This is a genomic window from Parapedobacter tibetensis, assembly GCF_024704835.1.
In the GTDB taxonomy this organism is placed as follows: Bacteria; Bacteroidota; Bacteroidia; order Sphingobacteriales; family Sphingobacteriaceae; genus Parapedobacter; species Parapedobacter tibetensis.
On record NZ_JAMXBE010000004.1, the window covers coordinates 393,346 to 417,893 of the forward strand.

Here is a 24,548-nt window from a genome sequence, read left to right on the forward strand (position 1 = left end):
CTTAATTTCGGTTCGTAAAGTTTGAAGGGCAATTATAAGAAAATTTTGAGAATCATTACCTCCTGTTTCATAAAAATAATGCTTCAAAACATTCGCTTTTGAAAATAAGTTTGTAATATTGAAGCCAAACAAACTATAGATCAAAAATCTCTATAAAATCTTTAAAATGGAAAACTTGAAAAAACTATTATCCGTTGCTCTCGCTGTAGTTTTATTCTCCGCTTGCGGATCGGGACAAAAAGCCGAAAACGATGAAAGTGCAACCAATGAAGAGGCTCCCACAGAAAACGACGGATGGGTATCGCTATTCGATGGGAAAACCACCAAGGGCTGGCATACCTATTTGAAAGATAGTGTCTCGTCCGCGTGGGCCGCGCAAGACGGCGAGTTGCGCTTCAACCCAGAGGTCGCCCGTGAGGAGCGCGGAGACATCGTTACGGATAGTGAGTATGAAAATTTCGAGCTCGAACTGGAATGGAAAATCTCATCGGGGGGAAATAGCGGCATCATCTTCGGTGTGCACGAAGATCCAAAATATAGCGCCACCTACCTCACAGGAGCCGAGATGCAGGTGTTGGACAACATCGATGCCGCGGACAGCAAAATCGAAAATCACCTGGCCGGTACGTTGTATGATATGATTGGCAGTACAGAAGTCTCAAAGCCGAAACCTGTGGGCGAATGGAACCAAGCACGTATCCGTAAAAATAATGGACAAATCACGCTTTGGCTAAACGATGTGCAAACGGCTGATGTCACCATCGGTACCCCGGAATGGGAAGAAGTACTGAACGCCAGCAAGTTCAAGGATTGGGAAGGATTTGCCAAATACCCCAAAGGTAAAATTGCCCTTCAAGACCATGGCGATGTAGTGGCTTACCGCAACATCCGCATTAAGGAATTGTAAATGGAATGCGGATGATACCGATCAAACGGATTTTAACGGATCAATCATGATTCGGCGTCTGTTGCATCTGCGTCATCCGCATACTATCACCCGCTATTCCAAATAAGTTCCCTGCCGCATTAACAATGCCCGGTACTTGTTAAATACAGCTGACTTTGATACAAACCCCATGTAATTATCCTCATTGTCCAGCACAGGTAATATCCAGATATCCTCCTTATTCATCTTAAGCATCACCAATTCCATATTGGCATCCATTCGGATGATATCCACTGGCTTCTCCGCCAATTCACCCATCGTTTTACCTTCCTTTTCCGGATTTTCACCCAGCAAAATTTCAAAAAGGCGTTCACTATATATAATTCCCAGCAGTTTGCCATCATAATCTACCACCGGAAAGATGTTTCGCTTGGTATGGATAATATCATGCCGGCGGTCTGAGGGTAGTTCGTCAGGTCGCAATATGATGAAATTACGTTCCAACACATACCGTAATTTCATCATGCTCAGTACCGTACGGTCCTTGTCTTCATGGGTCAACAAATCCCCGCTTTCTGCTAATACTTTCGTATAGATGGAATATTTCAGCGTAGCCCGGTTAATCAAATAGGAAATGGCGGTTACCAGCATCAACGGAACCATTAGGGCGTAACCACCAGTAATTTCCGCAATAAGGAAAATGGCCGTCAAGGGGGCATGCATAATACCACTGAGTGCTGCAGCCATGCCAGCCACCACGAAGTTGGCCACATTCAGCTCAATCAGGCCTGTCAGGTTAATACCATAGGAAAACGCAAAGCCCAACAACCCTCCCATCACTAAACTGGGACCGAATACCCCTCCATTGCCACCGCTATTGAGCGTAATCAGTGAAGCAATTGATTTGGCAAAGACCGTAATCACGGTATAAATGACAATCAGTATGCCGAAATGCCGGTAATCCGAAAAGATGCTATTCGCCAGTAAGGCATCCATTCGCCCATCCAAGATTTGCTGTATGGCCAAGTATCCTTCGCCATAAAGGGCCGGAAACAGGAAAATCAACAACCCAAGACTCAATCCGCTCATTCCTATTTTTTGGTAGGGATTCTTGACCTTGGAAAACAATGCCTTGGCCCAAGTGCTGATTTTGGCAAAATAAATGGAGAAGAGACCGATGATGACGGCCAACAGCATATAAAAGAGCAAAGCTTCAAATTCCCAATTATTATCTGTTACCAGGTGGAAAAGCGGTTCACTGTAGATTAATCTTGATACCACTGAAGCCGTGGCTGCTGACATCAGCAGTGGGATAAACGCCGGAATGGAAAACTCGGGTAGTAAGATTTCAATCGCAAAAATCATTCCCGCTACAGGACTATTGAATGCTCCGGCAATGCCGGCCGCCGCCCCACAAGCCAACAACATCGTCACCTCGCGGTAGTTGAGGCCAAAGAAACGCCCGGCGTTTGCACCGATGGCCGAACCACTGTATGCAATGGGTGCTTCCAGCCCTGCCGAGCCACCGAACCCGATAGTGAGGGCACTGGTGATGATCTGCGAATAGATGTTATGGGGCTGTATCCTACTTGACTTGCGGGATATGGCATAGATAATCGGGGTCATTCCATGCTCAAAGGTACCCTTACGAATGAAACGCCTCACATACATTACGCTTAGCAATATCCCGATAAGCGGGAAGAATAAATAGAGATAATACTTATACTGCCACTGCACATCATCTTGCAGGAATGATGCGATGGAATGAGTAAGTCCCTTTAGGGCTGCCGCTGCCAAGCCACCGAACACCCCTACTACCACGGCTAATATTACAAGGAAATGGCGGTTGGACATCCGACGCATCCGCCATTGGTTGAGGCGGTAAATAATATGTGGGCGGTGCTTTTGCATGTGTAGGGGCAAAAGTAAACCAACAAAAGGAGTAAAACAACTTACCTGTTGATTTAACGTGGAAATGCCTTGTCAATTTTTGGGAATGCCCCAAATCAATCAAAACCGACGACGTCCTTTTTCTTCTTTGATTTGAATTTCTTCGGGACGGATGCGATAATTTCCTTTTCCAACGCATCAATAGCTTGTTTTTTCAAATAGTTATGGGTGGTCACCATACTGATTTCACGCACCGGTTCCGGCGACTGGAAATACCGGATACGACACAATTGGTCCTCATCAAAATCTGCAATGCTTAGTTCAGGCAAGATGGTGCTTCCGGAATTGACATCGACCATCCGTTTCAAGGTTTCCACGCTACCCGTATTATATTCAAAGGTCCCCTCAGGTTCCATGCTCCGTTTGCGTTGGCAGATATTCAGCACCTGTCCCCGCATGCAGTGACCTTCGGTAAGCAGCCAAAGTTTATCAGCCAATATATCTTCAGAGGTCACCTCCCTTTTCTGGAACAAATCGCTGCTGGATGCTACATAAGCCACAAATGGTTCATAAAACATCGGGCGTTCTGCCAAGGCCGCGTCATATACCGGTGTCGACAATATACCGCAGTCAAGCAATCCTGCCTTTAGCTCATGGATGATTTTCTCCGTGGTATATTCCCATATCTGCAATTGAAGCTTTGGGAATTTTTGCATGAAACCGCTCAACACCCGTGGCAACAGGTAGGGTGCAATGGTGGGAATCACCCCAATGCGCAGCTCGCCCTCCAAGTCTCCCTTCTTTAGCTGTACAATCTCATTGATTTTGCGGCTCTCCATTAACGCCACCCTTGCCTGCCTGATGATTTCCACTCCTACATCGGTGGGAACAACGGGTTGCTTGCTGCGGTCGAAAATCCGGGCGCCAATGGATTCTTCTAATTTCTGGATCTGCATACTCAGCGTAGGCTGGGTAACAAAACATTTCTTAGCCGCGGCCACAAAACTGCGGTATGTATCTACCGCTATAATATATTCTAATTGAATGAGTGTCATGTTATCGATAAAATCGATGTAAAGATAAAAAAAATAAAAAAAACCTCTAATCTCACGAAAAGAGGCGTCAACGAGCCGACGATGGGATTCGAACCTACGACCTACGCGTTACGAGTGCGTTGCTCTACCAACTGAGCTACGTCGGCACATCGGAAAATTTACCGATGCAAAATTAAAAGATTCAGGCTAATGTTATTGCCAATTCAATCTTCGTGTTCAATAATTTGGATATCGGGCATATTTCCTTTGCTTTCTGGGCAATTTCACTGAATTCCTCTTTAGAAATATCAGGCACTGATCCCTTTAGATCAAGATTTATCAGCGTAATGCTACCATCCTCAAACGTTACTTTTGCTTCCGTATCAAGGTTGCTTGCCGTATAGCCCTTTTCATTGAGCAGGAAACTCAGCTGCATGGTAAAACATCCGGAATGCGCCGCGGCTATCAATTCTTCGGGATTGGTACCCACACCATCTTCGAAGCGGGCCTTAAACGAGTATTGCGTTTGGTCCAATACTGCGCTTTGCGTACTCAGGCTACCTTTGCCATCTTTCCCCGTGCCTTGCCAGTTGGCACTTGCTGTTCTGGTGAATTTCATGTTTTTCTCTTTTTAATAGTTATTGGAACGAATTTCGAGGTATGGTTTCTTTCCTCTTACAAGGCAATAAAGTTAATGAATAAAGCTGGAAAACAAGAAATGCATATGCACTATAAAATTTTTATGGTCGTCCAGACAATAATGGCTATAATTGGCACTATTCATGAATGGGAATGGTAATGAACCACAATAAAAAAATACAGATAGGAATTATTTGGGCCAACCCCTACAACAAAAACCTAGGTGTCGCCGCGCTCGCTTATTCTTCCTTAGCTCTTTTACATGATATCATCGAGGAGCATGGCCTTCAGGCGGATTTTTCTTTTTTTGGTAGCGAAAGAATGGGGGTCGACGAAATTGCGATCGGCGATAGGATTATCCATTTCAGGAACATTCCCGGCCTTGATTTCCACGACTGGAAATGGCGTATCAAGTTGTTGTTATTTCCGAAGAAACACAGATTGCCTGATATCAAAGCCATCGATTACGCTTTTGACATTGCAGAGGGTGATAGTTTTACCGACATCTATGGCGATGTAAGGTTCAGAAAAATCAGAAACAGCAAAATTTACTTTGGAAAGAGGGTAAAAAAGCTGGTATTGCTACCGCAAACCATCGGTCCTTTTAAGAACCCCGGGAATGAGAAATCAGCTTTCCATGCAATGGGATACGCAGATCTGGTAATCAGCCGGGATCGACGGAGCTATGAATATACAGCAACCCAGTTATCCAAGGAAAAGCTTGCGGAAAGCATTGATGTGGCCTTTTATATGCCTTATGTTCCAGGGCAATTTGAGCCAAATAATATTCATGTAGGCATCAATATATCTGGACTGCTTTGGAACGGCGGTTATACTGGCGGCAACCAGTTTGGCATGAAAACGGATTATAAAAAGCTGGTATTGGATACCCTACATTATTTCGCCCAACAACAGCATGTGCAAATACATCTTGTATCGCATGTCATACCCGACCACCACCCCATAGAAGACGACTATAAAGCGGCAGAAGCCTTGAAGCAAGAGTTTCCACAAGCTATCGTTGCCCCAAGGTTTGCCACACCCATTGCCGCAAAGGGGTACATCAGCGGCCTTGATTTCTTTACCGGTGCTCGCATGCATGCTTGTATCGCTGCTTTTTCCACCGGTGTACCCGTTTATCCGATGGCGTACAGCCGTAAGTTCAATGGCCTGTTTGCCGACACACTGCAGTATCCTTGGCTAGGCGACTGCGTAAATGACGACAATAACACCGTTTTTACTGGTCTGAAGGAGGCATACGGAAATCGCCATGAATTGAAAGCAAAAGTAGACCATAGCAATAGCACCATAATTGCACCACGTTTAGTATCTTTGAAAGAAATACTTCATAAGGTTCTTACTGACTAATTATTAGTCTATGGCAGGCTCTGTCATTCAACAAATTGATAACCGTGGGTTATGCCTCGGTTGCGGTCTTTGTGAAAGCGTTTGCGGATCTGAGCATGTACATATACAGCTTGGCTTGGATGGTTTTTTTCATCCAGAAGTAAAACATAGCATTGCACATAGGGAAGCGATCATTGCGCGCATCTGCCCCGGCCTTAACATTGTAAATGACATCCCTTTTGGTAGAAATGAGCGAATTTGGGGAAGAATAAGATTGCTTCTATCTGGTTATGCGACAGATTCGGATGTGCGAGATAAAGGCTCTTCGGGCGGTATCGTGAGCGCCATCGCCATCCATATGCTGAAAACCAAACAGGTGAATGCTGTATTGCAGGTGGGTGGTGATAGCAGCGATTTCCGGCGTAATAGCCTTCAGGTATCACGAACGCGTGATCATGTGCTTCATTGTGCGTCCTCAAGGTATGCGCCCGCATTGGTTTTTAATAACATATTGGAATTACTCGACAGTAGTAATGACACGTTTTGTTTTATCGGGAAGCCATGTGATATTTCGGCCTTGAAAAACTTTTTAAAGGAATACCCGCGATATAAGGAGCGCCTCAAGCTTACTGTGGCCATTATGTGTGCAGGTATGCCATCCATTAAGGGTACGCAAGCTATTATTGACGATCAGGAAGCTACCCCTCCCATAACAAATCTAACTTATCGGGGACATGGCTGGCCGGGTTATTTCACATTTACAGATAGCAAGCAAAGGCATTACCAGCAAAGTTATAATGATTCCTGGGGTAAAACACTGAATCGCTACTTACACTTTCGTTGTAAGATATGCCCAGAGGGTATAGGCATACAGGCTGATATTGCTGTAGGTGATGCTTGGGAAACCAAAGATGGGTATCCTGATTTTTCAGAAAAAGAGGGCTGGAGCTTGGTTCTCGCTCGCACACCTGCAGGCGAAACCGTATTAAAAATGGCGCAGCAAGCCGGCAATATGGTACTACAACCTTTAAGTGCAGATAAAATAGCGCTCATGCAGCCCTATCAGTACAACCGCAGAATAAGGGCGGGGTCTAGGATGCTCGCTTTTTGGATAGGAACCGGTAAACGACTTAATTTCAGAAAATTGCAATTCTTTAATGCGTCATTGTTATCAGACAAAATCATCCTTTTAAAGGATTTTTGGGGCACATTTCGCCGCGTGAGGTCTAAGATGAAGAAGCAAACGGTTGGTGATTAATACCCATCAGCCAGCCTAGCTTCATAAGCTTCCATCTTTCCCAAGATTACCCGATCTTTTATCGCTATTCCACTTAGGAATTTATAGGCGTTATTTGCTATAAAGCGATTTTCGTTTGCCAGGAGGTCCGAAACTATGGAAAGTACCTTTGGTTCGGATACCTGTTGTTTTTGCAACACATCAAAAATCGTGATCAATGGTTTGCCATTTGACTGCTTCAGGTAGGTGGCCAATTGCTGGGCGACACCTTCAGTCAAAAAAGGGGCTTCTCCCAGTTTAACAATCAATTGAGGTTTCAAGCTATACCCTACCTGATCAATTTTTTTCACGATTTCACCTTGCAAGAAACCATCCCCTAGTTGCTGGGGCTGTAGGCTGCTTATGGCGCGCTCCGAGAGATTGTATTGCTTATCATCCATTAACGCTAAAACTTGTTTGGCCAGTTGTCGAGGCAATCGCTGCAAGTGACTGATGTGGTTCAGTGCCCAATATCTATCGCCCATATCTGCACTTTGCAAGATCTCTCCCAATAATTCGGGAGTCAGCACTTCCGCTGTTAAGCGCATGACTTCCTGCCTTGTTGGACCATACACCAAATGCCATAAGGTATGGGTGGTATACACCGCTCCATCCACCACATATCCGGCGATATTCGTTGTCGTCGCACCCGTCACGGCATCCAGCCCTGAGGGTGGTTTACGATCCTTGACGATAAGATCCTCGTATGCGAAATTGGCAAGTGGCGACAAGGAATCCGCCAAAATCTTGTTTAACTCAGCATATTCACTCGGCACGAATGGTGTATGTTCAGACTTGCTCAAAAATTCCTCAGGTGGAAGTTCCAAGCCTAAATAGCTGCCTGTAATATTCCAATACAAATAGGCGTTCAAAAGCCGGCATTCCCCCTCAAAACACACCTCTTGCAAAATCTTGCGGTAATAGTAGACCGGCTCGCCATTTTCGGAAAGAGCCTGATAAAGCGTATCGCGATAACCCGTATTATTCACTTCTACCACAAATGGCTTGACTTCATGCGTTTTAAATGAAACGGTCTGATTACGGAAATAACGGGTTGCCCATGGCGTGTTTTGGGCTTGGCCCGTGTGGCATGCCAGCAATAAACCGAATAATGTCCATTTCTTTAACCCGATTGGTAACCACCTATATTGTCCACGCATTATCCAATCCCATTAGGATATTATACAGTTGGTACGACTGCACCGTGTGCCGCCAACAGCTCATGGAGCGCAGCGATGCTTATTTCATGCGGTGATTTTCCTTGCTGATTGGCCAGTACAGCGGCTGCCGAGGCAGCTTGGCCCATTCCCATGCAGGAAGCTTGAACCCGCAGCGCTGAGTTGGCCAATCTATCGCTGCTTAGGCAACGCCCTGCCACCAAAAAATTCCGGCTGTTTTTTGGGATCAACGAACGCAAAGGCACCGTGGCAACCATGCCCTCCTTTAGCTGTTTGGGTATAACGCCATGCTCGTCATGCAGGTCAATGGGATAGTAAGAATAAGAAACGGCATCATCAAATACCCTTCCGGTTACGTAATCCTCTTGGGTTACTTGATACAGACCGTCTATACGGTAGGTTTCCCTGACGGCTGTTTCATTTTGCATGTCCAGTATTTTTAATTTTTCGAGGCCGGGCAAGGTCCGCAGGAAACGGACGGTCCGGAGTAAGGAAGCGCGACCCGCGATATTGGCCACGGTATGAGTCTCCGATGTGGTGGAGTCTGCACCGGCCACATGTTGTACATTGTCACCCCCACTGCGCAATAATGCGTCTACATTATAGAACTCACCTTTCACCAATTCCCCGCGCTGAACGGCTTCGCTAAACCGGCTTTTTACCATATCCATATCCAGGCGATTATAATCATACCCGCCAATTTCAAACATCAACGTTCCCGGTTGTGTTTCGGCTTCGCGCAACACGCTAAGGCCCGCTATAGACGCTGCATAGGCATTGCCCGTGCAGTCGATCAGCTGGTTGCATTGGATTTCCGTCTGTGTTCCTTTGCCCATGGTGGTTACCGTCCATCCATTCCTATTGCCCGTAATGTTGACCGGGGTCTCATAGAATCGCAAGCTTACCCCCGCCTCTATGCATTTTTCCTCGGCCAGTATGGCATACAGGGGGCCGTTGACCCGTACCTGATGGTGCCAATGCTGCCTGCCATGCGGCCGGGAAAAGTCAGGAAGCTCATCATCATTAAGGGTTACCGCTTCCTGAACTAGTTCCCAACCAATACCGCTGATTATTTGCTTACCCCAGGCAAAGAAAATGCCGGGAAAGGAAACACCGCCCGTGGTGGTGGTGCCTCCCAACATGCTGCCGTTCTCAACAAGGATGGTACTACAGCCGGCGCGACCGGCCTGTATGGCCGCTATAACGCCGGCCGTGCCACCGCCGATAACCAGGATATCCGTTTTTAGTATTTCTTTCTTTACAGCGTAAGGTTTTTGCAGCACATCAGCCTTGAGCAGCCGGGGCGAAGCAAGCCCCAGTGAAACCGCCCCTATGGTGGCAATAGCTGATCGTCTTTTCATTTTTTCCATGATCACTTCGATCTTTCACTAGTCAATATATAACGTTGCAAGACAACCCATATTTCAATACCCGGGATTCTGGTCTGACACCGGATCAATCGCATCATTATAGTTCAATTCAGAAAGCGGGATAGGCCATAATAGGTGTTTTTCTGTTACCGTTTTTCCTTTGCCATATTGAATAAGTTCATCCAACTTACCAGTTCTTTTAAGTTCCAACCAACGCTTTCCTTCATATATAAATTCATAACCACGCTCTTGTATGACACGATCAATGAATGTCTCGGCTGTAAAATCAGCGGCGTCTAAATCTACCTCGGATGTTGCGTCGGGGTTATGCCCGTATGCACGTCGGTGTACTTTATTCAAAGCTTCCATGGCCGCTACGCTAACAGCATTCTCAGAACGAGCAGCTGCTTCAGCATATAGCAGCAATGCATCTGGATACCGGTATATGGGCTGATCATTACCAGCCCCATATTGGCTTATCGCTTGTGGATCAGCATACTTTGAACTAATAAGGGCATTAGGTGCATTTCCATAATTTATCCTATCCCACATGCCTTTACGGATATCGGTATCATCCCAATTTACATAATTTGGGTTGCTAGCATCACCATGCACCGCATAAGCACCTACACCTTCCGATGTAAATAATTTGGTACTCGGGTGGTTGGAAATCCACAAAATATAATTACCCTGCTCTACTATACGCGCATATTTCAGCGCAAAGATCTCTTCACTGCTGCTGCTAATCTCAGGCCCAAATATTTTGGTTTGAATATCACTCACAGAGTTGATCTTCACTAAGCTAAATCCCCCTTGCTCTATCACCTCTTGGGCACGCATCGCCGCTTCCTCATTCCGTCCCAATTGCAAAAACATCTCCGCCAGCAATGTTTTTGCAGCCCATTTGGTAGGGCGGCCACTGACAGAAGCCGTGGCTGGCAAATTTACTTCCGCTTCCAGCAAATCGCTTACAATCAACTCATAAATAACATCAGGGCTGCTTCTAGGCAAATCCCGCTGATTCATATTCTCTTCTGTACGGAGTGGAATCGCTCCCCAATTCTGTACCAGTTGATAATACAAATAGGCTCGCAGGAACCTAGCTTCACCAAGATATTTATCCTTGTCCTGTTGGCTGATACTGGTTCCAGATGGGGTATTTAATATCACTAGGTTGGCATTACGTATAGCTACATAAAATGCGTCCCATAAACTTGACACACGCGTAATATTGACATCATTGAGCCCTTGATACAAGCTTAGCGGCTCCCACGATCCACGCCCCACCATCCAATCCGATTGGCATTCCAAAGTAGCGATGTAGTTGGCCATTCGAGCCTCTCGGGCCTTTCGTAATGGCAGCAATATGGCATTCACCGCCGTTTCCACTTCTGCCGCCGTATTATAAAATACGAATTCGGCTATTTGCTTGGGTTTCTCCTCCAACCACTTATTGCAGGCAGAGAACAGAAAGCCAACGACCATTATTATTATTAACTTTTTCATAATCGTATTCCAATCTTTCTTGATAGTCTATAGTTAAAAACCAGCACGGAGTCCAAATGTTACCGTTTTTGCAATGGGGTACCCATTCCAGTCTTGCCTGAAATTTGTTTCTGGATCCCACCATGAATAATTAGTTATTGTCCAAAGATTCTGACCACTGACATACACGTTCAGGCTTTTTGTCCAACGTATGCCCAGGGTCTGCACGGGTAAATTATAGCCGAGCATGATATTCTTCAGCCTCAAATAAGAGCCGTCTTCGATAAAACGGTCGGAAATCTGTACATTAGAGTTCCTGCTTATGCGTGGATATTTGGCATTCGGATTCTCAGGCGTCCAGTGGTCATAGAGAACTTCATTCGGCAAATTCAGACCAAACCCATAATCAACTGTAGAAATAGAACTCACATTGAAGATATCGTTTCCATAAATACCCTGAAAAAACACATTCAGCTCGAAGTTTTTATAGGCCACAGTTGAATTAAAACCATAGATAAACTTGGGGTTCGGGTCACCAATATACGTTTTATCACTCGCATTGACGACATTGTCTTCATTTACATCCTTATAGACAATCCGGCCATTTTCATCGTAGCCATCTTCTAGGTAACCCCAGAATTGACCGACGGGCCTCCCTTCCCTCAAGATGCTGGTCACATCATTGACTATGGTAACACCAACCCGGTCTCGGAGCAGATCTTCCCCGTAATAAAGTTCGATAACTTTATTACGGTTAAAAGCTATATTTGTATTCACGTCCCAGGTAAATGCTCCTTCTAGGATACGGCTATCAACCCCAAACTCGAATCCCTTATTCCGTACCCTGCCCACATTTTGTGTGGTTATACTGTATCCCATAGAAGACGGTAGGGAAACAGGACTTAACAGATTACGTGTATTCTTGACGTAATAATCTGCTGTCAACAAAACCCGGTTATTCAAAAAACCTAGATCAAGGCCGAAATCCATTTGCTCCGTGGTTTCCCATTTCAATGTCCCCGGTAATGCGGTGTTTGGTGCAAATGTATTGTGAAATTCATTACCCAGAATAATCACATCATTAACGAGAATGTTTTGGGTAATATAAGGATCAATGGCCTGGCTGCCAGTCAACCCCCAACTGGCACGTAACTTCAGGTCTGAAATGGCCGTTTGGCCGGCCATGAACGATTCATTTGAAACACGCCAAGCCAACGCTGCTGAAGGAAAATTCCCCCACTGAAGTCCCTCGCTATAACGTGAAGAACCATCGCGACGGATACTGACAGTGGCCAAGTACCGATCATCATAATTATAGTTTACGCGACCCAAATAAGAAAGTAATACTGATTTGATATAATTGGAACTTGATGGGGTGTGGTTACTAGCAGCACCAATATTATAAGTCTCGAAAATATCACTTAAGAATCCTGAGCCACTCCCACTAAAAGGGGTGGAAAGAAAATCTTGGTAGGTAAAGCCGGCCACCGCAGAGATGGTGTGCTTATCCGCAAAGGTTTTATTATAACTCAGCGTGTTTTCATTCAACAGGCTGGTCAACTGCAACGTGGATATGGAGGCAGTGCCTGGGCTGTTAAAAAAACGGGTACTGGTGTAATTATCCGTTCGGTCGTCCCTATTCTCAATACCTCCAGCTATTTTTAGTACCAAGTCAGGGGTAATGTTATAAAGGAGGGCGGCATTGACAAGAGCCACATTTGCCCTGACAATACCGGTTTGTTCATTGATGAAATTAATTGGATTTCTGAGTTCTCCGGCCAAGAACGTGTATGCGGTGTGTAATACCCGGTACGATCCATCTTCATTGTAAGGTGTTAAGGTAGGCGGAGCTACCAATGCACCACCAAACATCGAACTGCCTCTACTGCCACCACCATTATCCCTTCTGCTGGTTTTCAAGCGAGATAGGGTACTGTTCAACTCTACACTAAACAAATCACTGATTTTATGGTTGAGGCTGCTGCGCAGGGAATACCTCGTGTAATCACTTCCTTGTATGATTCCATCTTGTCCATAATAGCTGCCTGAAACTGAAAATTGAGTTTTCTCGTTACCACCACTCACATTCAGCGCGGCAGTAGATATGGGGGCTCTCGTAAATAGGAGATCCTGCCAATTATATCCCTCGCCAAATCCAGCTACCTCCTCTTCGGTAAAATAAGCGGGGATATTGTCGTTTGCAGCTTGGATATTATAAAACCGTGCATATTCACTGGCGTTCATCAAATCTAACTTCTTAATCACGCTTTGAGATCCAAAACTGGTCTCAAAATTGACACTTGTGAGTCCATCCTTACCTCTCTTGGTTGTAATCATTACAACACCGTTTGCTCCTCTTGAACCATATATAGCTGTTGCTGATGCGTCTTTTAAAATTTCAACACTTTCTATATCAGCGGTGTTTATATGTGTGGGACTGGGGGTATTACCCGAGATAGGGAACCCGTCAATTACATATAATGGCTCATTGCTCCCTTGAATAGAATTACCACCACGGATACGCACACTCATACCCGGTCCCGGAGCTCCAGAGCTTTGGCGGATCTGGACGCCGGCGGCTCTTCCAGAGAGTGATTGAATAACATTGGCATTAGGGAAAGCATTTATTTCTTGCGATTTGACCTGGGAAACGGAACCTGTCAAGTCTCTTTTGCGAACAGTACCGTAACCGATAACCACAACTTCGTCGATATCCTGTATGCTTTCTACCAATGTAATGTTGATGGTGGTTTCCGAACCAACCACAACTTCTTGTTGTATATAACCGATCCGGCTAAACACCAATACCTCCCCTACCGCAGCATTGATGGTATAGTTTCCATTACCGTCTGTTGAGCTACCGCGGTTTGCACCCTTTACGCTGACAGTCACATTTTCCACTGGCCCCCGCTGATCAGCTACTTTTCCGGTTATGGACTGCTGCTCCTGAATTATGGCCGGGGAAGTAGGGCGTGCAGTGATTTTTTCCAGAACGATTACGCGATTCCTTCGCATTTCGTACCGGAGGCCTTTGCCTTCCAAAAGGATATCCAGCACCTCATTAAGTGCTTTGCTTTTGAAATCAAAGGTTACCCTTTCCTTATCATCCAGCAGATTGTTGCCGTAAAACACCGTCAAGTCGGTTTGTTTCTTGATCATGGCAAATGCCGTGGCCAACGACACGTTGCGGCCCTTCATGGTAACCGATCTTCCCATGAGCTCTTGTTTCTCGTTCTTTGCAAGCACGGCCCCCTGCAATACCATAAGGAACAATGGCAGAAGCGTCATGCATCTGATGCTTTGGTTTAAAATCCTATTCTTCATCTGAGTTAATATGGTTATATAATTTTCTGGGTAATTGGCCATATACGCTTAAGCATAAAACCGTGAACTACCCTTGGTTAAAAGAACTACACCATAGGGAATGAAATGGGTGAAAGGAAAAATGTTTTTTTTATCACTTGAGGTATAACACATCGCCAACAAGCCTGTGTTTTATGCCGGTAGATGATTTTAGATCAGCTAGGAAGTAAGCGATATCATCCTTTTCCATGAGCCCGGTGATCGTTTGGTGAACGAGTTGAGGATTTTCAAAGGTGACCGATAAACCGTACCAACGGTTGATGGTCTTAGCCAACTCTTCAAGGGATGCATTATGAAAATAATGGACGCCATCCATCCAGGCCAATATTTCGGTGGCATCAAAGGAGGCTTTCGAGAAGCCCTTACCATTGTATGTGGCCGCATACCCCGGTTCGAGTCGCATGCTTTCACCGTTTTCAGTGGTTAGCTGCACGCTTCCATCTACCAATGCAGTTTGTATGGCCTGCTGTTCGTATGTCCGTAGGTTGAAACGTGTTCCAAGTACGCGCACTTTGGTATCTCCAGCATGGACGATAAAAGGCTTTGCCAAATCGGTCGTTACCTCAAAATAACCTTCCCCATCGAGGTAAACTTCCCTTGAACCGCCAATAAACCGGGATGGAAAACGCAGCTTGGATTCCGCGTTTAACCATACCTTGGAACCATCCGGCAGGGTGACTTTGTATGCGCCTTTTGCGGGCACACTGAGCGTGCTCATCACAACGGCTATTGCATCGGAATGGATAGATTCAAGTTCACTGGCAGAGGCATTGATTGCTATACCGTTTAGCCTAAGGGCACGTATTGTCGTTTGATGTTGTAAGTTAACGGACTGCCCGTCGTCTGTGCTGAGCTGCACATACGGACTATCCTCCACCGAGGCAGCAAAGGTTATTGGATCGTCGCCTAACGACGCTCCCCTATCTGTTTTTCTAAGGATAAAAAAGCCCGCACCAACCAAGAGAAAAAAGGTCATTGCCGCTGCATAGCGCATAAAAGGGATAACTCTTCTGGTTGGAAGGGTACCAGCCCTTTGCTTTACCTGCAGCAGGTCAGCACCGGAATCAATTCCCTCCATAAAGTCACTCAGATTCAATTGGCGTCCTTCCTTTTCCAAGGTTTGCCAAATTTGCTGCGCCTTTATATCCGTTGCCAACCACGAGGCTAGCAGCGCACTATCCGCTTCCGAAATAACGCCGGAAATTTTCTCAATATATAGTCGTCTAATATCTTCGTAGCTGGGTTCCATACTGTAATTACTACACGCAACTCACGCTTTCGGGTTAAGCTACTCGACTATTTTTTAATCGTTCCCTTAAATTCTTCAATCCCAATTTGAGATGCGTCTTGAGCGAATTAACACTGATACCCATCTCATTGGCTGCTTCCTGGTATTTTTTATGCTGCACATAAACCAAGGTAAGCGCTTCCCTGCGCTGTACAGTTAGGTCATTTAATGCTTCACCGAGCAAGTTAAATAAGTTTTCCACCACTTCCCGATCTTCTTCATGGGCTGTGGATTCCGTTTCCCATAGCAATTGTGCTGATCTTTTCCGGTCATTTGCTGCTTTACGGAACCAATTGAGGCATCTATTTTTAACAGCCCGGTAAAGATATCCTTTTACATCTCCTTCCAAGCGCAGGTATCCTCGTTTTTCGAAAAGTTCTACAAAAAACTGCTGCACAAGCTCCTTGGCTTCTTCCGTATCCTTAAGATAAAAGTAAGCGTTTACACATAGCATTTTGTAATACTTCAGAAACAACGCATCATACGCTTCTAGGTTTCCCTGCGTTAGCTTTTCTAAGAGTTGAGCATCCGATGAATGATTCATAAAATACTTTTTGGTTTATATCGGTTCTTAACCGTAATCCGCTATGGCTCTCCAAAGTTGCAACAAAAATTGGCAAGTACAAAAAATGACAACCAGCACAGTTCAGTATAGTATTGCGGTTTATATACCCAAAAAGCTTAAATTCGCAACATGGATAGGCTTATCTATTTTGACAACAATGCCACTACACCGCTCGACCCGCAGGTACTGGAAGCCATGATGCCTTACCTCACCACACATTTCGCCAACGCTTCCAGCATCACACACCGAGCCGGAAGAACGGCCTCGGCCGCCGTTGAGAAGGCAAGGGAACAGGTGGCGGCACTCATTGGGGCCACACCCCAGGAAATTACCTTTACGTCCGGAGCTACAGAGGCCATCAACATGGCTATAAAAGGGGTGTTCGAACACTACCAGGCCAAAGGCAAACACTTCATTACTTGCGCCACCGAGCATAAGGCCGTGCTAGACACCTTTGCCTATTTAGAAAAAAAAGGGGCCGAGGTTACTTACCTGCCAGTAGATAAGGATGGAGCTATGGATTTGGTTTTGCTGGAAACTTCCATCCGTGCGGATACGGTATTGATAGCGCTGATGTATGCCAACAATGAGACAGGCATTGTTCATCCCATAGCAGATATTGCTAAAATCGCTAACAAGCATGATGTATTGATCTTCTGCGACGCTACCCAGGCCGTTGGCAAGCTTCCTGTGGACCTAGCGACCGCGGGGGTTGACCTCCTATGTTTGAGTGCACACAAACTTTACGGTCCGAAGGGCGTGGGAGCTTTATACATAAGGCGCAAGAACAAGCGTATACAGACTGGCGCGTTGCTTCATGGGGGTGGCCAGGAAAGCAAGCGCAGGGCCGGCACGTTCAATGTTCCCGGAATCGTGGGATTGGGCAAGGCCGCGGAAATAGCCAAACAACGTATGCTTGATGAATTCTCGCAACTCGCCAAACAGCGTGACGAACTGGAAACAGCCCTGGCCAAATTACCTGCGACATTTGTCAATGGTGAAGGCACACTCCGTTTGCCGCATGTGAGCAACATCACCTTTAGACACCTTAAGGCCGGAGAAATCATGGTCAACGTGCCCGATATTGCCCTCGCCTCAGGGTCGGCCTGCGTAACCGGCACCCGTGACCCTTCACATGTGCTCAAAGCCATGGGAAGGTCTGATGAAGATGCCCATGCTTCTTTGCGATTTAGCTTGGGAAGGTTCAATACCGATGAGGATATCCGTGACGGCATTATGCAAGTCACATCGGCAGTTGAAAAATTAAGAGCCGCCTCCCCGGTTTGGCAGTTGTATCAAACAGGAGCGATTGATTGAGTTGACCCATGAACGAACAGATACTCGCACCTGAAGTGCAACATTACTTGCAGCAACACGAAACAGCAGCTCCAACAAGCTTGGCCCTGCGGAAAAGCCCATTCTTACATGTTTATCCAGCTGAATTGGCCCAACAGTTGGATGGCCGCCAGCGCTGCCGTAAAAAACTTCCACTATGGTATAGCACACCCAACATCTATTACCCCGAAAAACTATCGGTGGAGCAGGCCTCATCGCAACACACAGCTGCCTACAAAAGTAGCCTCATCGCAGAACAAAGCCGGATCATCGATCTCACCGGAGGGTTTGGCGTGGACGCTTATTATTTCGCACAACGCGCTAAAACGGTTGCCTATTGCGAAAGAAATGAATCGCTTGCACGAATAGCTCAATATAATGCTCGCATCCTGGGGGCCGACAACATCGATTTCATTGCCGCTAATGGCCTCATGCACCTACAAAGCCAAGCAGATGACACTTTTGACTATAGCTATATCGATCCCTCACGACGTATCGACAAACGCAAGGTTTTCCTGCTGGAAGACTGCGAACCCAATGTGGTAGCATTGCAGGATTGGTTACTACAGAAGACCAAAAAAAGCCTGATAAAATCTGCCCCGTTACTTGACATCTCGTCTGCATTGAGTGTACTGAAAAGGGTATGTGAAGTGCACATCATCAGTGTTGATAATGAGTGCAAGGAGTTGTTGTTTGTGCTCGACCGCGAATATATGGATGCACCCCAAATTATTGTAGCAGCCTTGAAGGGCGGCATGGCACAGCGTTTCCAATTCTATGTCGACGAGGAAAAATCAGCGACCACTGATTTCGGCCACCCTGAGGGCTATCTCTACGAGCCGGATGCTGCCTTGCTGAAATCCGGTGCCTTCAAGCTCATCGGGCAACGATACGGCCTTAAAAAACTTCACCAGCACACCCACCTATATACTTCTGTGGAAGCAAACCCCGATTTTATGGGGAGGACATTTCGTATAGACAGCATGATGCTTTATTCCGATTTCAAAAAAAATAAAGCGACAACTCAAGCGAACGTCAGCACCCGGAATTTTCCGCTGAAATCCGAAGAACTACGCAAACGACACCGGATTGATGAGGGAGGAAACAGGTACCTGTTTTTTTGTACGGGCATGGCCGATACCCTTTTGGTCATCTTTACATCAAAATGCTGATGGCTGCTTTGCTTGATGGAGGTATTGCTGTATTTTGTGGGCATGGCTAAACAACTGAAGCTTTCCGCGCTTGATCTTTCCGTAGTGATACAAGGTGGTAATGCCGCCACGGCCATCTCCCGCACCGTGGAGATCGCCCGGCATGTCGAACAATTGGGTTATGAACGTATTTGGCTTGCCGAACATCATAACATGGAATACATTGCCAGTTCGGCCACTTCGGTGCTCATTGGCCATGTAGCGGGTCGGACCAACCACATCCGGGTCGGATCTGGAGGCATTATGCTGCCCAATCATGCCCCGCTGGCCATTGCCGAGCAATTCGGCACGCTTGATACCTTATATCCTGGCCGTATCGATCTGGGACTTGGGCGAGCACCGGGTACCGACCAACTGACGGCCATGGCACTGCGGCGCAACAATGCCAATACGGCTTACCACTTCCCTTCCGACGTCCGTGAGCTCCAGCTTTATTTTAGCGACGATAATAGCGATGGACGTGTGCGGGCGTTCCCAGGTGAAGGGATCGATATCCCGATATGGATACTCGGCTCAAGCACAGATAGCGCCTATTTAGCGGCTGAAATGGGGCTTCCTTATGCCTTTGCCGCACACTTTGCCCCCCAACAGTTCCGTGCCGCCATTTCCCTATACAGGCAGCATTTCAAACCTTCGGCACAGCTCGACAGCCCTTATGTGTTGGCTTGTGTAAACGTCATTGCAGCTGATACCGATGAGGAAGCGCAGGTACTAGCCACCAGCATGTACCGCATGTTCCTCGGCATCGTCACCAATACACGTAGGCCATTGCAACCTCCTGTGCCTTCCATGGATCCCTATTGGTCGCCCGATATGGAAGCCGCGGTCAAGCAAATGACCTCCTGTACGTTCATTGGGAGCAAAGAGCGCCTACAGGCGCAGCTTTCTAAATTCATTGAGGAAACCGGAGTCGATGAATTGATGACCACTAGTAATATTTATGATCAGGGAGCGAGGTTGAAGTCGTATAGGATTCTTAAGGAAGTGCTTTTTTAAATACTCCTTTTCACTAGACATACTGCTTTCCCGACTTTTACACTTGTTCTTAGGGTTTATTGTAACCTATTAAAAACAAGAAATCCTGACTGCGAACAATCAGGACTCTTTAAGTTTATAATTAGTTGGTTTGAGCAATAAAAATATGAATAATTAGTTGACATTGGCAAATAATTTATTCAAAAAAGTCAATTTTTTTTACATTAAATTTATAATAAATTAACAATCAGGCAATTATTATTCTAAATCACCTTAGTAAATATATACAGATTTAGGTCTTTAAATCAGTGTTTGGCAAAGAAACGATCAAAAAACAGCAATTGGTACGGGATGGATAATCGCCAATAATCCCAATTATGTGCGCCCGGACTGGTAATGTAGGTATGCGGAATATCGGTCATAGCCCGCCCGCTACTACATCGGCAGCATAAGACTTTGCAACGCATAGCACGAACAACACGCTGAATGCATAGATTTTCATGAGCATATTTACAACAATCTTTTATAAAAATACAAAATGGCATCCATTCTAAGGGCTTTCTCACTCAGGGTGTAATAACCGCTCCCATCTCGCGAAAAGGTGATTGCCTCACCTTGTGGTTCGGGTTTGTAGGGCAACTTCATGGCAGGCCTACTGAGCATATCGGGTATGGACTCCCCTCCTTTCCGTTTCCAATAAAACACTTCCATGAGGTTTTTTACCAGTACTTCGCTGCCGTCCGGACTGATGTCTGCTGAAGTGATGAACGTATGCGGTAGACTCCCCACTTTTCGGAGCATCAAGGTACCTGCAGGGGTTTCTGGCAAGGCCGTACAATATATACCTACTTCCAGTTCCCGTTTACTAATGATGTATAGGCGTTCATCCACGGGGTCAAAGAATAATGATTCAGCATCCCGGGGGCCATTTTCATACTTCAGTTTAAACGCGTGTATCTGTTCTTTCGGGATCGTATCCACCGCATGTTTGCGTGCGCTTACTAATGGCTCTTCGAATAGGTATACCCGCACATGGGGATATCGGCCCTTGTTGTCTCCAATATCCGCCACCAGCAGATAATGTCGTCCTTTGCGTTCCATGATTCCTATATCTTCCCAATCGCGAGCGGGGACTCCTTTGAGGTGATAGGTAGCTTTATGCTTAGCCGAATCATCGAGGAGGAATATCCGAGCCTTGTCGCCACTGTCATTATGTGTCCAAAAGCGGCTGGGGTTCCTCGCGGAAGCAATCAAACCCGATATTTCGTCAATCTCGATATTCGATATTTTACCCTTGGCTTGCCTATGGGCGAACACCGTTTCTTCCTGGCCCCGCATGCAAAGCACTGCCAAGCAGCCTGTCACCAATGCGATCAACTTTGTTTTCGACCTCATGCGGGGCAAAATACGAATTAATCTTCATGTTCACTTGATTCATGTCCCCACAAACTCGCTACAGAAACATTTCATATCTTTGTGCCACAATTGTTTTTTATATGCTTATACACCAGTTTTACGACAAGGGCCTAGCCCATGCATCTTATGCAATATTGAGCGAAGGCATGATGGCAGTAATAGATCCTGCACGTGACCCCCAACCTTATTTGGATTTTGCCAAACACCACCAAGGACAAATTTCCACCATCTTAGAGACCCACCCACATGCAGATTTTGTCAGTTCGCACTTAGAGCTCCATCAGCTAACGGGCGCAACGATTTATACCAGCCGATTGGTGGGAGCGGAATATCCCCATCAACCATTTGATGATGGGGACCGAATCGCATTGGGAAAGGTACAGTTAGAAGCCATCAACACCCCGGGACACTCGCCCGATAGTGTCAGCATCTTGCTATTGGATGAACAAAACCAACCCTATGCTATATTTACCGGTGACACGTTGTTTGTGGGTGATGTCGGTAGACCGGACTTACGCGAAAACGCAGGAAATATTACCGCTAAGGCCGAGTTTCTGGCCAAACAACTCTATCGGTCTACACGTGAGAAGCTGATGAGCCTCCCTCAGCATGTATTGGTATATCCAGCCCATGGCCCGGGCTCACTCTGCGGAAGGAACATGGGTGCTGATTTGCATAGCTCCATTGGCAGGGAAATAAATGAAAACTATGCGTTGCAAGACATGGATGAAGGCGAATTTGTGGCCTTGCTTATGGAACGGCAACCTTTTGTACCCAAATATTTTGAATATGATGTGCGCCTCAATAAAAAAGGGGCAAAAGCTTTAAGGGCAAGTATCGATGCTATCCCTTCCCTCGATTACCCAGCGGTATTTGAAGCCGGCATCACCATCGTCGATGGCCGACCGCAAGCCCAGTTTAGAGCAGGGCATCAGCCTGGAGCCATCCATATACCAGACGGCTTGAAGTTTGAGACTTGGCTCGGATCAATCTTAGCGCCCGATGAACGGTTCTATTTGGTGAGCACCGATCGTGAAGCGTTGCAGATACTTGTCCAAAAAGTAGCCAAAATCGGGTATGAGCAACAGATAGTGGCATTGGTAGTGGCTAACGGAGGACCGTCTGTGTCCGCTCCATTTGAGCTAGAAGCATTTGAGCACAATCCTCGAGATTATACCGTGATTGACATCCGCGATCCTTCGGAAGTGACTGAAAACCCGGTTTTTGATCATTCTATCCATATCCCGTTGTCCAAATTGCGAGAAAACACCCAACAAATCCCCGTAGACAAGCCCATCGTGGTGCACTGTGCTGGCGGATATCGTTCGGCTATTGGGGCGAGCATTATTGCCGCTGCTTTACCCCATGCAGTAGTACAGGATATGGGCATATTTATTTCGGATTTTACACCGGCAGACTGATGTGGGGGATAATAAGCTTAGTTTTTTTGATTCTGAGTAAGGGGCAGCAGGAGTCAACAGTCAACCCGGAATTTGCGGCACGGCTAAACAGCATATACCGGCATAGTGTACCCACGGTTACGGTCAGTGAATTGAAAGAGATGATGAAGCAAGGCGCTGTCATACTTGACACCCGCGAACAAGACGAATTTGATGTAAGTCATATGAAGCACGCAAGGCATGTGGGTTTTATCTGGTTTGATATGCGTAAAGTGTACGACATTCCGAAAATCGACACCATCATCGTCTATTGTGCCATTGGCAACCGTGGCGAACGTATTGCCGAAAAATTGCAAAAAGCAGGTTACAAACACGTTTTCAACTTGTTCGGGGGTATTTATGAATGGGTCAACCAACGTAACCCCGTATACAACAACGAGCAAATACAGACAACCGAACTCCATGTCTATGATAAAAACTGGGCATTGTGGCTTGAAAATGGGTCACATGTGTATTGATACCGTTTTTATTGCAAATAGCAGGCGAAACGCAGGAAAACTCACCTGTATATATCCGCTTTGACAAGGCTAAAGGATCAGTCAATGGTTTTTCAGGATGTAACCGTTTCTTTGGCAATTTCCACAACCAAGATGATTACATCAAATTCAACCAATTGGCCAGTACGCGGATGGCATGTGCAGAAGCACATAAAAACAAGCTTGAGCAGGAGTTCCTAGCCATTCTCCGAGATGAGCTGCTACGTTTTGATGTGGCCGACCAAACGCTCAATATTTATAAGGATGATAAGTTGCTGTTGATGTTTGGGTTGGGACCCTTGGAAGCGCTGTAACGTAATAAGGCCAACAGTAAACTGCTGGCCTTATCACTTATTTTATACCTTTTTATACCACTACATGTTCCTTGGCGGCGAGGTATCGCTCCGCCTCCAAAGCGGCCATACAGCCTGTTCCAGCAGCGGTTACCGCTTGGCGATACACATGGTCCTGCACATCGCCGCAGGCAAACACGCCTTCAATATTGGTGCGTGTGCTGTCCGGCTTGGTGATGAGGTAACCATTTGTATCCATATCCAGTATCCCTTGGAACAATTCAGTGTTCGGCTTATGGCCAATGGCCACGAAGAAACCGGTTACCGGAATCTGTTGCTTTTCTCCGGTCTGGTTGTTATATATGGAAACACCAGTCACATTCAGCCCATCGCCCACAATTTCCATGGTTTCCGTGTTATAGTGTATTTCGATATTTGGTGTATTCAGTACCCGGTGCTGCATGGCTTTCGAAGCCCGGAATTCATCCCTGCGCACCAGCATGTGCACCTTATTGGTCAATTTCGCCAAATAAGTAGCCTCTTCAGCAGCGGTATCCCCCGCCCCTACGATCGCCACGTCCTGCCCCTTGAAGAAGAAGCCATCACATACCGCACAAGCAGATACCCCAAAACCATTATACTTTTGCTCACTTTCAAGGCCAAGCCATTTGGCCGTGGCGCCCGTAGCGATGATAACTGTTTCAGCCGTAATGGTTTTTTCACCGTCAACAACCACTTTATGCACGTCTCCGGAGAAATCCACCGAAGTAATGTATCCAAAGCGGATATCGGTACCAAAACGTTCAGCTTGTTTCCTAAAATCCTCCATCATCTGCGGCCCCTGCACACCATCTGGATAGCCGGGGTAATTCTCCACATCCGTGGTTTGCGTCAGTTGCCCTCCCGGCACGATACCGGTGTACATGATGGGCTTCAGGTCGGCGCGGGCGGCATAGATAGCTGCTGTATAACCAGCGGGCCCGGAGCCGATAATCAAACATTTTACGTGTTCGGTTTCTTGCGACATAGCTAATTTTTTGATGTACAAAAGTACAGCTTTA

Annotated in this window: 20 protein-coding genes and 1 tRNA gene; 9 read left to right on the forward strand and 12 right to left on the reverse strand. The window is 46.2% G+C overall.

From position 1 onward, the window contains the following. Positions 1-166 precede the first annotated feature (166 nt). The gene (locus tag NF543_RS09040; RefSeq protein WP_257667794.1) at positions 167-907 is read left to right on the forward strand and encodes a 3-keto-alpha-glucoside-1,2-lyase-like domain-containing protein; all 741 of its coding nucleotides are present in this window, start codon (positions 167-169) and stop codon (positions 905-907) included. A 93-nt stretch (positions 908-1,000) separates the two neighbouring features. On the opposite strand, the gene NF543_RS09045 is transcribed toward NF543_RS09040, so the two are convergent. The 4 genes from NF543_RS09045 to NF543_RS09060 all read right to left on the reverse strand — a co-directional run bounded on the left by NF543_RS09045 (position 1,001) and on the right by NF543_RS09060 (position 4,429). Beyond that, positions 1,001-2,797, reverse strand: a complete 1,797-nt coding sequence (locus NF543_RS09045; protein WP_257667795.1) for a chloride channel protein — start codon at positions 2,795-2,797, stop codon at positions 1,001-1,003. Positions 2,798-2,892: 95 nt separating this feature from the next. Further along, on the reverse strand, positions 2,893-3,831 hold the full coding sequence (locus NF543_RS09050) for a hydrogen peroxide-inducible genes activator (protein WP_257667796.1): 939 nt from the start codon (positions 3,829-3,831) through the stop codon (positions 2,893-2,895). A 73-nt stretch (positions 3,832-3,904) separates the two neighbouring features. After that, a tRNA-Thr gene (locus tag NF543_RS09055) sits at positions 3,905-3,977 on the reverse strand. A 35-nt stretch (positions 3,978-4,012) separates the two neighbouring features. Then, the gene (locus NF543_RS09060) at positions 4,013-4,429 is read right to left on the reverse strand and encodes an OsmC family protein (protein ID WP_257667797.1); all 417 of its coding nucleotides are present in this window, start codon (positions 4,427-4,429) and stop codon (positions 4,013-4,015) included. A gap of 179 nt (positions 4,430-4,608) precedes the next feature. Here NF543_RS09060 and NF543_RS09065 point away from each other — a divergent pair, with 179 nt between their 5' ends. Next, a complete protein-coding gene (locus NF543_RS09065) occupies positions 4,609-5,817 on the forward strand; it encodes a polysaccharide pyruvyl transferase family protein (RefSeq protein ID WP_257667798.1) in 1,209 nt (402 codons plus the stop codon). Positions 5,818-5,827: 10 nt separating this feature from the next. Beyond that, positions 5,828-7,054 carry a Coenzyme F420 hydrogenase/dehydrogenase, beta subunit C-terminal domain gene (locus NF543_RS09070; RefSeq protein WP_257667799.1) on the forward strand — a complete coding sequence of 409 codons (1,227 nt, stop codon included), beginning with the start codon at positions 5,828-5,830 and terminating at the stop codon, positions 7,052-7,054. On the opposite strand, the gene NF543_RS09075 is transcribed toward NF543_RS09070, so the two are convergent. The 6 genes from NF543_RS09075 to NF543_RS09100 all read right to left on the reverse strand — a co-directional run bounded on the left by NF543_RS09075 (position 7,051) and on the right by NF543_RS09100 (position 16,300). After that, entirely contained in the window at positions 7,051-8,232 is a 1,182-nt protein-coding gene (locus tag NF543_RS09075) for a hypothetical protein (RefSeq protein ID WP_257667800.1), read from the reverse strand. The two genes, NF543_RS09070 and NF543_RS09075, sit on opposite strands and share 4 nt — an antisense overlap. Positions 8,233-8,252: 20 nt before the next feature. Then, positions 8,253-9,620, reverse strand: a complete 1,368-nt coding sequence (locus tag NF543_RS09080) for an FAD-dependent oxidoreductase (RefSeq protein ID WP_257667801.1) — start codon at positions 9,618-9,620, stop codon at positions 8,253-8,255. Between the two features lie 54 nt (positions 9,621-9,674). Beyond that, positions 9,675-11,126, reverse strand: a complete 1,452-nt coding sequence (locus tag NF543_RS09085; protein WP_257667802.1) for a RagB/SusD family nutrient uptake outer membrane protein — start codon at positions 11,124-11,126, stop codon at positions 9,675-9,677. Between the two features lie 33 nt (positions 11,127-11,159). Then, positions 11,160-14,429: a TonB-dependent receptor gene (locus NF543_RS09090; protein WP_257667803.1), complete on the reverse strand. Its 3,270-nt coding sequence runs from the start codon at positions 14,427-14,429 to the stop codon at positions 11,160-11,162. A gap of 133 nt (positions 14,430-14,562) precedes the next feature. After that, the gene (locus NF543_RS09095; protein WP_257667804.1) at positions 14,563-15,717 is read right to left on the reverse strand and encodes a FecR family protein; all 1,155 of its coding nucleotides are present in this window, start codon (positions 15,715-15,717) and stop codon (positions 14,563-14,565) included. A 34-nt stretch (positions 15,718-15,751) separates the two neighbouring features. Further along, a complete protein-coding gene (locus NF543_RS09100) occupies positions 15,752-16,300 on the reverse strand; it encodes an RNA polymerase sigma factor (protein WP_257667805.1) in 549 nt (182 codons plus the stop codon). 150 nt (positions 16,301-16,450) lie between these two features. On the opposite strand from NF543_RS09100, the gene NF543_RS09105 reads away from it, so the two are divergent. The 3 genes from NF543_RS09105 to NF543_RS09115 are packed head-to-tail and all read left to right on the forward strand — an operon-like array spanning position 16,451 to position 19,863. Next, complete coding sequence (locus tag NF543_RS09105; protein ID WP_257667806.1) at positions 16,451-17,638, forward strand: cysteine desulfurase family protein; 1,188 nt, start codon at positions 16,451-16,453, stop codon at positions 17,636-17,638. Positions 17,639-17,646: 8 nt separating this feature from the next. After that, positions 17,647-18,828 (forward strand): class I SAM-dependent methyltransferase, encoded by a 1,182-nt coding sequence (locus tag NF543_RS09110; protein ID WP_257667807.1) that lies wholly within the window; start codon positions 17,647-17,649, stop codon positions 18,826-18,828. Positions 18,829-18,870: 42 nt separating this feature from the next. Further along, positions 18,871-19,863: an LLM class flavin-dependent oxidoreductase gene (locus tag NF543_RS09115; protein WP_257667808.1), complete on the forward strand. Its 993-nt coding sequence runs from the start codon at positions 18,871-18,873 to the stop codon at positions 19,861-19,863. A 489-nt stretch (positions 19,864-20,352) separates the two neighbouring features. On the opposite strand, the gene NF543_RS09120 is transcribed toward NF543_RS09115, so the two are convergent. Beyond that, positions 20,353-21,237 (reverse strand): hypothetical protein, encoded by an 885-nt coding sequence (locus NF543_RS09120; RefSeq protein WP_257667809.1) that lies wholly within the window; start codon positions 21,235-21,237, stop codon positions 20,353-20,355. Between the two features lie 101 nt (positions 21,238-21,338). Here NF543_RS09120 and NF543_RS09125 point away from each other — a divergent pair, with 101 nt between their 5' ends. The 3 genes from NF543_RS09125 to NF543_RS09135 are packed head-to-tail and all read left to right on the forward strand — an operon-like array spanning position 21,339 to position 23,508. After that, positions 21,339-22,679: an MBL fold metallo-hydrolase gene (locus NF543_RS09125; protein ID WP_257667810.1), complete on the forward strand. Its 1,341-nt coding sequence runs from the start codon at positions 21,339-21,341 to the stop codon at positions 22,677-22,679. Between the two features lie 26 nt (positions 22,680-22,705). Continuing rightward, entirely contained in the window at positions 22,706-23,176 is a 471-nt protein-coding gene (locus tag NF543_RS09130) for a rhodanese-like domain-containing protein (RefSeq protein ID WP_257667811.1), read from the forward strand. Positions 23,177-23,187: 11 nt separating this feature from the next. Beyond that, positions 23,188-23,508, forward strand: coding sequence for an META domain-containing protein (locus tag NF543_RS09135; protein WP_257957460.1), 321 nt, complete (start codon positions 23,188-23,190; stop codon positions 23,506-23,508). Between the two features lie 52 nt (positions 23,509-23,560). On the opposite strand, the gene trxB is transcribed toward NF543_RS09135, so the two are convergent. Continuing rightward, on the reverse strand, positions 23,561-24,514 hold the full coding sequence (gene trxB, locus NF543_RS09140; protein ID WP_257667813.1) for a thioredoxin-disulfide reductase: 954 nt from the start codon (positions 24,512-24,514) through the stop codon (positions 23,561-23,563). Positions 24,515-24,548: the final 34 nt, after the last annotated feature.

Bases quoted from the DNA above. Each gene is read 5' to 3' on its own strand.
- NF543_RS09040 (WP_257667794.1), top strand. From the start codon at position 167: ATGGAAAACTTGAAAAAACTATTATCCGTTGCTCTCGCTGTAGTTTTA.
- NF543_RS09045 (WP_257667795.1), bottom strand. From the start codon at position 2,797: ATGCAAAAGCACCGCCCACATATTATTTACCGCCTCAACCAATGGCGG.
- NF543_RS09050 (WP_257667796.1), bottom strand. From the start codon at position 3,831: ATGACACTCATTCAATTAGAATATATTATAGCGGTAGATACATACCGC.
- NF543_RS09060 (WP_257667797.1), bottom strand. From the start codon at position 4,429: ATGAAATTCACCAGAACAGCAAGTGCCAACTGGCAAGGCACGGGGAAA.
- NF543_RS09065 (WP_257667798.1), top strand. From the start codon at position 4,609: ATGAACCACAATAAAAAAATACAGATAGGAATTATTTGGGCCAACCCC.
- NF543_RS09070 (WP_257667799.1), top strand. From the start codon at position 5,828: ATGGCAGGCTCTGTCATTCAACAAATTGATAACCGTGGGTTATGCCTC.
- NF543_RS09075 (WP_257667800.1), bottom strand. From the start codon at position 8,232: ATGCGTGGACAATATAGGTGGTTACCAATCGGGTTAAAGAAATGGACA.
- NF543_RS09080 (WP_257667801.1), bottom strand. From the start codon at position 9,620: ATGGAAAAAATGAAAAGACGATCAGCTATTGCCACCATAGGGGCGGTT.
- NF543_RS09085 (WP_257667802.1), bottom strand. From the start codon at position 11,126: ATGAAAAAGTTAATAATAATAATGGTCGTTGGCTTTCTGTTCTCTGCC.
- NF543_RS09090 (WP_257667803.1), bottom strand. From the start codon at position 14,429: ATGAAGAATAGGATTTTAAACCAAAGCATCAGATGCATGACGCTTCTG.
- NF543_RS09095 (WP_257667804.1), bottom strand. From the start codon at position 15,717: ATGGAACCCAGCTACGAAGATATTAGACGACTATATATTGAGAAAATT.
- NF543_RS09100 (WP_257667805.1), bottom strand. From the start codon at position 16,300: ATGAATCATTCATCGGATGCTCAACTCTTAGAAAAGCTAACGCAGGGA.
- NF543_RS09105 (WP_257667806.1), top strand. From the start codon at position 16,451: ATGGATAGGCTTATCTATTTTGACAACAATGCCACTACACCGCTCGAC.
- NF543_RS09110 (WP_257667807.1), top strand. From the start codon at position 17,647: ATGAACGAACAGATACTCGCACCTGAAGTGCAACATTACTTGCAGCAA.
- NF543_RS09115 (WP_257667808.1), top strand. From the start codon at position 18,871: ATGGCTAAACAACTGAAGCTTTCCGCGCTTGATCTTTCCGTAGTGATA.
- NF543_RS09120 (WP_257667809.1), bottom strand. From the start codon at position 21,237: ATGAGGTCGAAAACAAAGTTGATCGCATTGGTGACAGGCTGCTTGGCA.
- NF543_RS09125 (WP_257667810.1), top strand. From the start codon at position 21,339: ATGCTTATACACCAGTTTTACGACAAGGGCCTAGCCCATGCATCTTAT.
- trxB (WP_257667813.1), bottom strand. From the start codon at position 24,514: ATGTCGCAAGAAACCGAACACGTAAAATGTTTGATTATCGGCTCCGGG.